Origin of the sequence: Stygiolobus sp. RP850M (assembly GCF_037389295.1) — an archaeon.
Lineage (GTDB): Archaea > Thermoproteota > Thermoprotei_A > Sulfolobales > Sulfolobaceae > Stygiolobus.
On the sequence record NZ_JBBHKU010000007.1, the window covers coordinates 1 to 9,001 of the forward strand.

Annotated in this window: 14 protein-coding genes and 3 pseudogenes; 10 read left to right on the forward strand and 7 right to left on the reverse strand. The window is 36.8% G+C overall.

Translation table 11 applies throughout. The annotated features are described in order from the left end of the window. Positions 1-201 precede the first annotated feature (201 nt). Complete coding sequence (locus tag WIW52_RS00180) at positions 202-858, reverse strand: hypothetical protein (protein WP_337707802.1); 657 nt, start codon at positions 856-858, stop codon at positions 202-204. 329 nt (positions 859-1,187) lie between these two features. Between WIW52_RS00180 and WIW52_RS00185 the strand changes: the two genes are divergently transcribed. The 3 genes from WIW52_RS00185 to WIW52_RS00195 all read left to right on the forward strand — a co-directional run bounded on the left by WIW52_RS00185 (position 1,188) and on the right by WIW52_RS00195 (position 2,286). Then, complete coding sequence (locus WIW52_RS00185) at positions 1,188-1,526, forward strand: KH domain-containing protein (protein ID WP_337707804.1); 339 nt, start codon at positions 1,188-1,190, stop codon at positions 1,524-1,526. 111 nt (positions 1,527-1,637) lie between these two features. Further along, the gene (locus tag WIW52_RS00190) at positions 1,638-1,967 is read left to right on the forward strand and encodes a PaREP1 family protein (RefSeq protein WP_337707805.1); all 330 of its coding nucleotides are present in this window, start codon (positions 1,638-1,640) and stop codon (positions 1,965-1,967) included. 4 nt (positions 1,968-1,971) lie between these two features. After that, positions 1,972-2,286 (forward strand): PaREP1 family protein, encoded by a 315-nt coding sequence (locus WIW52_RS00195; protein WP_337707806.1) that lies wholly within the window; start codon positions 1,972-1,974, stop codon positions 2,284-2,286. Positions 2,287-2,453: 167 nt separating this feature from the next. Here the strand turns inward: WIW52_RS00195 and WIW52_RS00200 are convergent, their stop codons facing one another. Both WIW52_RS00200 and WIW52_RS11235 read right to left on the reverse strand, forming a co-directional pair. Continuing rightward, a complete protein-coding gene (locus WIW52_RS00200) occupies positions 2,454-2,822 on the reverse strand; it encodes a hydrogenase maturation protease (protein ID WP_337707807.1) in 369 nt (122 codons plus the stop codon). Then, positions 2,819-2,926: a hypothetical protein gene (locus WIW52_RS11235; protein WP_443295332.1), complete on the reverse strand. Its 108-nt coding sequence runs from the start codon at positions 2,924-2,926 to the stop codon at positions 2,819-2,821. Before WIW52_RS11235 ends, WIW52_RS00200 begins: the two co-directional genes overlap by 4 nt. 159 nt (positions 2,927-3,085) lie before the next feature. Here WIW52_RS11235 and WIW52_RS00205 point away from each other — a divergent pair, with 159 nt between their 5' ends. From WIW52_RS00205 to WIW52_RS11240, 7 genes and pseudogenes are all read left to right on the forward strand, one after another. Beyond that, a complete protein-coding gene (locus tag WIW52_RS00205; protein ID WP_337707819.1) occupies positions 3,086-3,547 on the forward strand; it encodes a hypothetical protein in 462 nt (153 codons plus the stop codon). A 1-nt stretch (position 3,548) separates the two neighbouring features. After that, positions 3,549-3,854, forward strand: coding sequence for a HypC/HybG/HupF family hydrogenase formation chaperone (locus WIW52_RS00210; RefSeq protein WP_337707809.1), 306 nt, complete (start codon positions 3,549-3,551; stop codon positions 3,852-3,854). Positions 3,855-3,860: 6 nt separating this feature from the next. Further along, on the forward strand, positions 3,861-4,880 hold the full coding sequence (gene hypE / locus WIW52_RS00215) for a hydrogenase expression/formation protein HypE (protein ID WP_337707811.1): 1,020 nt from the start codon (positions 3,861-3,863) through the stop codon (positions 4,878-4,880). Between the two features lie 9 nt (positions 4,881-4,889). Then, positions 4,890-5,102, forward strand: a complete 213-nt coding sequence (locus WIW52_RS00220; protein ID WP_337707812.1) for a hypothetical protein — start codon at positions 4,890-4,892, stop codon at positions 5,100-5,102. Next, on the forward strand, positions 5,099-5,530 hold the full coding sequence (locus tag WIW52_RS00225) for a hypothetical protein (RefSeq protein WP_337707813.1): 432 nt from the start codon (positions 5,099-5,101) through the stop codon (positions 5,528-5,530). The genes WIW52_RS00220 and WIW52_RS00225 overlap by 4 nt, the downstream gene beginning before the upstream one ends. Then, complete coding sequence (locus WIW52_RS00230) at positions 5,512-6,003, forward strand: hydrogenase maturation protease (protein WP_337707815.1); 492 nt, start codon at positions 5,512-5,514, stop codon at positions 6,001-6,003. The genes WIW52_RS00225 and WIW52_RS00230 overlap by 19 nt, the downstream gene beginning before the upstream one ends. Before the next feature lie 146 nt (positions 6,004-6,149). Continuing rightward, positions 6,150-6,323 (forward strand): annotated as a pseudogene (locus WIW52_RS11240) (ATP-binding protein); the annotation flags it as partial. A gap of 23 nt (positions 6,324-6,346) precedes the next feature. On the opposite strand, the pseudogene WIW52_RS00240 reads toward WIW52_RS11240, so the two are convergent. From WIW52_RS00240 to WIW52_RS00255, 4 genes and pseudogenes are all read right to left on the reverse strand, one after another. Continuing rightward, positions 6,347-7,053: pseudogene (locus WIW52_RS00240) on the reverse strand (IS1/IS1595 family N-terminal zinc-binding domain-containing protein). 222 nt (positions 7,054-7,275) lie between these two features. Continuing rightward, entirely contained in the window at positions 7,276-7,830 is a 555-nt protein-coding gene (locus WIW52_RS00245) for a hypothetical protein (RefSeq protein WP_337707820.1), read from the reverse strand. Beyond that, positions 7,827-8,186 (reverse strand): hypothetical protein, encoded by a 360-nt coding sequence (locus WIW52_RS00250; protein ID WP_337707817.1) that lies wholly within the window; start codon positions 8,184-8,186, stop codon positions 7,827-7,829. The genes WIW52_RS00245 and WIW52_RS00250 overlap by 4 nt, the downstream gene beginning before the upstream one ends. A gap of 107 nt (positions 8,187-8,293) precedes the next feature. Then, positions 8,294-8,814: pseudogene (locus WIW52_RS00255) on the reverse strand (hypothetical protein); the annotation flags it as partial. Positions 8,815-9,001: the final 187 nt, after the last annotated feature.

Below are 9,001 nucleotides of genomic sequence, written 5' to 3' on the forward strand. Positions count from 1 at the left end.
TCAGTCCGATGGTAGGGGTTTGTCACGCCTCTTGCCGAAGATTTCGCTTCAATTTCCCGCTCGACCATGTTTCCCCAGCCGAGGAGAGTATTACTCTCCTCGACTAATAAACCTATATAGGTATTTCCCGCCCGCGGATGACATAGTTAATTATGATATCTTAAATTTATAAATTATGATAAATACTACGTCACTTTCTGATTACTCATAATCTTTAATGTTTACCTCCTTTAATTTGAAATTTTTGATTACAACATTAATATATTCTTCCACCTTTTGTCTATATTCTTCTTTAAGTTCATCCTTCATTATATGCTCTCTTACTATACCTGAGATATAATCTGCCGAATGAATTAATTTGCATTTGTCATGTCCGGTAAAATCGAGTCTAAGGACTTTAGCTAGAGTCCATTTAGGAAAATTAATGGTAATGTATTGTTTATCGCTTTCTCTCAATATCGGAGTTCTATCATAATGAACAACGACGCTCTTGCTCGCTACGTATTTCCTTAAATGTAAGCCTAATATCTCTCCGTAAATTTTTGCCGAGCAATTACTTAATTTTGTTTCATTTACCTTCCTTATAATTAATGAGATTCCCGTCAGGTTCTTTAATACCTTGTTTACAAAAATTCCTTTAACGTCCTTTCCTAACTTGAATTGTTTAGGTGAATCTTCCGACCATTTAAAATATTTTATATTCTTGCCCGTGAGCCTTTGTACATCCTTTATTGCTTCCTCGTATAAATTTAGGTAATAGTTTATATCGTTAATTAAAACTGCTGAAATTATAAACGGTTTTTCATCATTTGGATTTCCTGCCTCATCAATTGCTATGTGAATCTCATTTTTAGTCATTATTTAGAGAATTCAACTACGGATAAAAAAGAAATCGACCACGTGTAAGCTTAAATATTTCTCCACACAAGTTATTAATTGGGAGTGCACGGGGATACGTGCACGATGATCAAAATTCACGAGTGCACGGGGACACGTGCACGATGAGTTAGCCTCAAAAATCCTTCTTCAAAAATTATCATATACTTGGGTCATTTAAACCTATAAGTAATGGCTATGAGGAATTACTTAACGCACTTACTAGCTCCAGATGCTGATATAATAACTGTCGTTGAATTCTTATAGAAGAGAAAAAGCTTAATATAACCTCAGAGCACGTCCCAGACGCATTGATAGTAGTAAAGGAAGGCAACGCGAGTAGAGTAATAGGTAAAAGCGGAGAAAGGATTAACGGAATAGAGAGCGATACTAAGATGAAGGTTAGGGTAGTGGAGTTAAAACTAGACTTTAAGGATATAATAAGTGCGGTGCATCCTTTACCTTGGGTAGTTAAGCACGTTGATAGTGTAGATTTTCAAGGTAACGAGCTCGTAGTGAGATTAAAGGAAGAGTCCGGAGGCTTCATAGGGCAGAAAGGTGTAAATATCAGGCTAGTTGAATACGTAATTAAACAAATGTTTAATGTAGGGGTTAGAGTAATCCAGCCTAACGAAGAAAATCAATCATAAAGGCTTTGCGATATCATGATTGTCCATCTTAACCGTAACTCTTATTTTTGCAATCCTAGGTTGCCGATCTCCATTATTTATTTTAAGGTAAGTAGGCAAATATACTACTTGATGTTAATTAGAACCTCGGCAGAAATATATTTGGAGGAGGCTGATGAGTTTTTGAATAAGGGAGATTTAGTTGATGCTTGTGAAAAATATTACAAAGCTGCAAGAGAGGCCATAATACTCTTAGCATACAAATACGACATTCACGGTGATAATATAGAGGATTTAGTAACTAAGCTTGCTGAAATTTTAGGAGATAATATAATCTCTTATTGGGCGGGGGCTTCATTACTTTACACTGCAAGGAAAGAGCTTGATGCAGAATTAATAAAAATGTATAGGCAAGATGTGGTTGAACTTGTCAACCTTGCAAATGAGAAATTTAATTCTTAAATATTTGGAGGAGGCTGATGAGTTTTTGAATAAGGGAGATTTAGTTGATGCTTGTGAAAAATATTACAAAGCCACAGAGGATTTTCTAAAGTATATAGCTATTGTAGATAATATGAGTGAAATATTAAATCAGGTAAACACAAAAAACTATTGGGAATCTGAACTTTTGTTTAAAGTCGTTAAAAAGAAAGTTGAGCTAAAAGATATCTGGAAGGCCGCATGGAAATTGCATACTGATTGCTTTCATGAGGAAAGAATGAACCTACGTGAAGTAAAGACTTTGGCTAGTGTAATCAAAGCGATTTCAAATAGAATATAAATGTTATTCGCTTTCTCTAAGTTTATTACCTCAATATTGGCTTGTGATTTCTCTCATGGTAGAAAGAAATCGTTTCTTTGCCTCGTCCACGTCAAAGTCTATAAATCCTTTCAATTTTTTTATTACTTTTAATCCGTTTTTAATCCTTTCTTCGCTCAAACCATATTCTACATTGATTTCCTTTGGCTGCAGCCTATTACAATCATTTTTCTATTTTTACCATCAGAATTTAAGATTGTGAGTATATCTCTCATAGACATGGAGTGAGAGCCGCCTAAAGACATTGAAATCACTGCTTGAGGAATTTCATCTTCTAATTCAGTTTTTATTTCAAAAACTTCTACGTCACTATCTATATCCGATGCATCAATAATGATTATTTCATCATAATCCCTTATATCATCTATGATAGATAAACTTCCCATTCCCAAGTCTTTAACATCTATTGGAATTAACCCGTCTAATGCTTGGGCTACTAAGCTTCCGCAACCATCGTCTTTCATAAAAGCATTTCCTACTCCTATTACGACTTTCATTTTTCCTCATTGATGTAATAAACTTGTCCCAATGTTATTCCTCCATCTCCAAGAGGTACTTTAGATCGAGTAAGTATTTCGACTCCTTCTGAATTTTCTATCATACCTTTCAGTATATATTCATTAACTGACGCTCCACCAGATACTACTATTTTTTCTGGAGTTATTGGTCCAGGTCATGTTTCTAGCATAATTGGTGCCATTAGCTGGGACTTTTCCCTAGGGAATACAAAATACCAGCGGTAGTTACTGGCTTCGAACCAATAGATGTCTTAGCTGGAGTTCTAAAAATACTCCAAGACTTGCATTCAGGAGATATAACTTACACTAACCTAGAATACAAAAGAGTAGTAAAATATCAAGGAAACGTGTTTGCGCAAGTTGAAATAAATAAGGTCTTCAAACAAGTCGATGCAATATGGAGAGGTATAGGTACCATACCGAAGAGCGGTTTGGATTTAAGAGAGGAGTATTCCATGTACAACGCAAGGGAACAATTAGGTATAAAAGAAAAGCCGTGGGATTACGATTTGCCTCCTGGATGCAGATGTAATGAGGTAACCTTAGGTATTGCCTACCCTACAGACTGTCCTATGTTTATGAAAGCCTGTACTCCTGCAATGCCTTGGGGGCCGTGTATGGTGTCCATGGAAGGAGCGTGTGCAGTTTGGGCCAGATTCGGCTCTACGGAAAGGATTACTAAAATTGTTTCGGAGGTGAAATAAGATGTGTTGGGCAATTCCCGCAAAGGTAGTAGCTATTGATTCAGACGTGATAGCTGAAGTAGATTTAGGCGGAGGGACTATAAAGAAGGTCGCAATTGGTGTGGATAACGTTAAACCCGGAGATTACGTAATGGTGCATGCTGGAGTTATAATAGAAAAATTATCTAAGGAAGGAGTTATAGAGAATTTAAAATTCATAGCGGAAGAAATTCAGAGAACTGAGGAAATCATGGGCAAATCTGAAGAGGAAGCGAAAAAAGCCGCTGATGAGTTCTTCAAAGAAGCTATGAAAATTTTAGAGAGTTGATGAATTATGTCATATAATAAGATACAGATTTCTCATGGTAATGGAGGTAAAGAAACTCAGCAACTATTGCAGAGGCTCTTCTTTTCTAGACTTCCACTAGAGCTAAAGAGGGTAAAAGGAGGGGTGGGAATTGATTATCCAGACGACGGAGCAGTTCTCCAAAATAACCTAGTAGTTGCCACAGATTCCCATACTGTAAATCCCTATTTCTTTCCAGGTGGAGATATAGGATATCTTGCAGTCTCTGGTACCTTAAATGACGTAATAATGATGGGAGCCAAGCCAATAGCCATGTTGGACTCAATTATAGTTTCTGAAGGATTTCCGATTGACGACCTTGAAAAGATTACTGGATCTATGATAGAATTATTAAAAAAATATAATATTCCTCTGGTGGGTGGAGACTTTAAGGTAATTGAAGAAACGACTATGAAGAATTCTATCATAATAAATACAGTCGGCTTAGGAGTTGTCGAAACTGGAAGTCCTATAGTAGATGCTATAAAACCTGGAGATAAAATAATAGTTACCGGGCCTGTAGGAGTTCACGGTGCAGTAATTGCCGCAATACAATACAACATATCTACAAACCTTAAAAGCGACGTAAGACCATTGTTCGAATTACTTGAGGTGTTCAGTAAGTTTAAAGGCTATGTTCACGCTGCTAGAGACCCTACAAGAGGTGGATTAGCTGCTACATTAAACGAGTGGGCACAGTTAACCGGTAACGTAATAGTAATTGAAGAAGCAAAAGTCCCAGTATTAGAGGACGTTAAAGCCATAACTGAAGTTACCGGACTGGATCCGTTGAATCTAGCCAGTGAAGGCGTTGGCGTACTGGCAGTAGATAGTAACGTTGAGGACGACGTTCTGGAAACCCTAAAAAGCTTAGGATTTGAGCCTGCAAGCATTGGATATGTAGTTGAACCTAAAAGCGAGAAAGGAATAGTTGTTGCAAAGACTGCTGTAGGGGGAGCAAAAATATTAGAAATGCCCACAGGAGATATCGTACCTAGAATATGCTAGTGATGTAAAATGAGCGAAATAATAAAACTTGTCCTAGAATTGTTAGCTTTTAAGGACGCAATTAAAGAAGAAATAACAAGACCCATAAAACAAGAATTACTCTCAATAATTTACGACATAAAGACAACCCCTGAGGAGGTTAATTTGGATAAAATGCTTGAGGAATATGAGGCAAAAGACCTCTTAGATTTGATAAGAAAAATACGGGCTGGTAATAAATGAAGTTAGTTGTGGGTTTTATACCTTTTTCTGCGACACCCGATGGGTTAGTTGTAGAGAAAGTTTACGAGATGTGGAAAGGCAAGGATTTTGTCCTAGACCTCGGTACGGATCCTATAGCCGCAGCAGAGGAGGTAAGAAAGTTATCTCCAGAAAAAGTATTATTGGTAGGAAGTAGTAGATATGCCCCAGAAGGTATAAGTGAGAAGGAAATAATTCTTGAGACTACAGATAGGTGGGAAATGTTAGAATTATTAAGACCTGGATTAGATGGCAGGTATTATTTAGAAGACGTAGCTTACGGCCTTCTAATCTTCTCAGTAGTGAACAAAGTATACGCCTTATATTTTAGGGGGGATTATAATGACGAAAATATTGCAAAGCTTAATGCTAAGGTGGAGGATAAGGTAAATTGTCTATTAAAATCATAGGTCTAGGAAATAGGCTTTACGGAGACGATGCGGTTGGTTCATTAACTGCGGCTTGTATGGAAGAACTTGGCTTGCCTGCATTTGATGCCGGTGCTAACGGCTTTCTAGCTCTCTCGGCAATAGAAAACGGAGACATAGTATTTTTTATAGACATTGTGCAAATGGATGAGGAGGAAGGAATATTTAAAGTCGATTTAGACAAAGCCGATTTCGTAGAGATAACAGATCCGCATAGATTAACTCCGTTGCAAGTATTATCTTTATCTGCAAGATCTAATAACAGACCTAAAGAGGCGTATATTGTGGGAATAAAACCGGAATACATAGACTGGCCCGGAATAAGCGACGCTGCTATAAAAAGACTAGAAAAAGTGTTACAGAAGTTTAAGAAATTTATTTCTACTTACGGAATTGATGTAGATATAGATAAAGTTATACAATGCGTAAAAAGCAAAAGCAAAGAACCTTGGTGATAAATGAAAACTTCCCATAGTGATGCTGAAAGCAATTAGCGAACCTATTACCTATAGCTTGGAAAATATTAAGACAATTTCTTTTAGTAGAGTGTTTACCCCGTGGCACAACTTTTCCTTACTTTTAATTCCGCTACGGGCACACCCCTCTTAAGAGGTTAATTAATAAGATCATGAGGCTTGGAAGGGTTAGGGGAATAGGCACTATTCTAGCAACGCATAGGCCTACAGACTTAAACGACCTCATTCTTACTTTAACTAATACGAAAATTGCAATGAGGGCTGATGAAGATGCATTAAAGAGGATTAGTATGGAAAAGTGAGTGTGGTGATAGTGTCATCGTTAAGCTACAAATTCTGGGATTTAACCTTCTCTTCGTTAAGACTAGGGCTATGGAGTACATCATGCTACGAATGCTCCTATTTACTGCCTTCGTTGCCCTCTTGAATCTAATTAGCCTATCCCTTAATGAGGAATGAAAGGACTCGTTAGGGTTAACCGGCGAGACTACCGTGTGGTCTTTCAACCAGACAAGTTATAATCATCGCTCACCCATCTACCCTCTTCAGGCAAATACTTTTTGACCTCAAGGAAAGTACTCTCATCCCTATCCCCCAAAATGAGGTAAACTCCCAGCTTCGTGTACACGTAACAAGTGAAAACCCACTTGTAAAAAGCCCTAGTATTCTTGTACAAGTAAGTCCACATCTCATCAACAACCTTAGCAACAACCTTACCCTTAACTGAATCCTCAGCCCTACCCCACAACTCAACCAACTTCTCATACTTTTTCCTACCATAACGCTTAATCTAAGTGAAAACAGTACCAAGAGGTACGTTAAGCCTAAAAATAGCCCTCATACCATTAGTATTTTCAAAGCCTCTTCCCTCAACTTCCTAGAACGGTAAGTAGCATCACCCAAGAAGTGCTTACCACAATCCCTACACAAATACTTCTGCCTACCCAAAGGCCTACCACACTTAACAACGTGATGACTACCACAAGAGGGACAAGAAACGTCTTGCCTAAATACAAGCTTCCTACCCATAAGTAATACTCGTTATACAAATATAAATAACTTAACGACGACACTATCTCCACACTCAGCTATACAATCAAATTAAATGTTTTAGCTATATTAGAGAAAAACTGAACTTATAACAAGTTAGCTCAATTAAAAGATACCAACACTAATAATACAATTAGATTAATATTGTATCAAAATAAGTCGGAAAATTATTATATTCCTTCCGAAAGAAAAATTCGTTTTTTAAGTGGATGAATTAACTAATTTAATAAATTCTTTAACTCTTTCTATATTCATTTTTCTGCCTAGAGTAATTACCTTATCCCAATTAATCTGGTCTTTTATAAGCCTAAATCTACTTACATCAATATCTCTCTTACCTTCCTTTCTATTGGCTTGAATCACAGCGTACGCTTCCAAACTTAATGTCCAGTATGATATACCGTCTCTTTCCTTAAATAAAATCTCGTCAGCAAATAGAGTTAACGGCGACTCCTCTTTAGGTGGAGCAAAAATCTCTATTGAAACTCCGTATTTAGTAAATAAGTGATAAATTGTTTCTCTATTTTTAACGAAAACTTCTATTCTTATGTTTTCCTCACTAAATGCCTTCCTATATGCATTAACGAAAACAGTGTGCGGATAAACGTCATATATTAGTAAGTCTATATCCTTACTCTCAAATGCTATTCCTAAGTTTACATATATTATTTGAGACCCATAAATGACTACTGGTATCTCTAAGGACTTATAGAACTTTTGTAAAACTGGTATCCATATTGATGGAGAGAACTTCATACTAGCCAAAAGATTCCACATCCTTTAGCTATATAACGTATTAATTCCTTATCATCTATTGGAATAAAGGAGCTTCTCTTCCCTTCAATATTAAAATTACACGACTCTCTTAATTCCTCACATGAATGAATATTCAACCAATCCTCCACCAAATCATTACAATTATCAATTAGGTATTTAACGTGCTGCATGTATTCCCTTACATTCGGGAATTTAGGAGAAAAATCTTTAGGAATCCACCTCAAATAATCAGTAAGTACTACAATAGCGACCTTGTCCCTATTCTTAATAGCCTCATCCAAAAGAAGCTCCCACTCATCTAACGATTGTACATTATACAGCTCCTCAAGCCTCATACGATACTCTACTAAATCCCGCAATAATAAATTTTCCAAGAATTAAATAATGAGTTAAAAGATACTTTGCCGCTGTCAACAGTTTCCGATAAACCGTGAATTTTATGTCATTTGATATCATTCAACATTCCTAATCCCTTTAAGGCTATTAAGAAAGCTGAGGCTGTATGCCTATCAAAACCCTTCTCCCTCATCATCCTATCATGTCCCTCAGAATTTGTAGTACCCTTTGGATTAACTAACACAACGTCGAAACTCAACCTAAGTGCTTTAACAACACCGTGGATTAACAATTGCCTCTTAGCAAAACGCGTCATATTCCTATTACCGCTCTTACTCCTAATGAACTTCCTCCTCTTTACTAGGAACAAGTCCTCAAATACAACATAATCAACGCCAATCCTTGATAGGAAATTAAGAGCTTGTGATAGAGCATTCAAACGCAAAGCCATAGCTTTCCCTTTAGGAAAACCGGTCTAGTAACATCTGAATAACACCACGTCTTTTTGGCAATAATTTCACCATCCTTGCTAATAACATCAACGTTTAGTCTATCACTATTTAAATCAAAACCGGCAACCAAACCGTAGCCATTGGGATTTGGTGAAGAGGAGTGCTTTAAGTACAATATCGAATAAAATGACTGTATGAGAAAGTCCCCCTCAACAAGTAGAGTGTGGAGATAGTGTCGTCGTGCTTTGTTGATCTCTTCAATTTATTTCATAAGCATGATATTATACATTGAGAATTCTTCAGTAATTAATATTTATTTCAACGTTATTCTCAAGCTTACACCCTAATACCCGGAGCTCTAC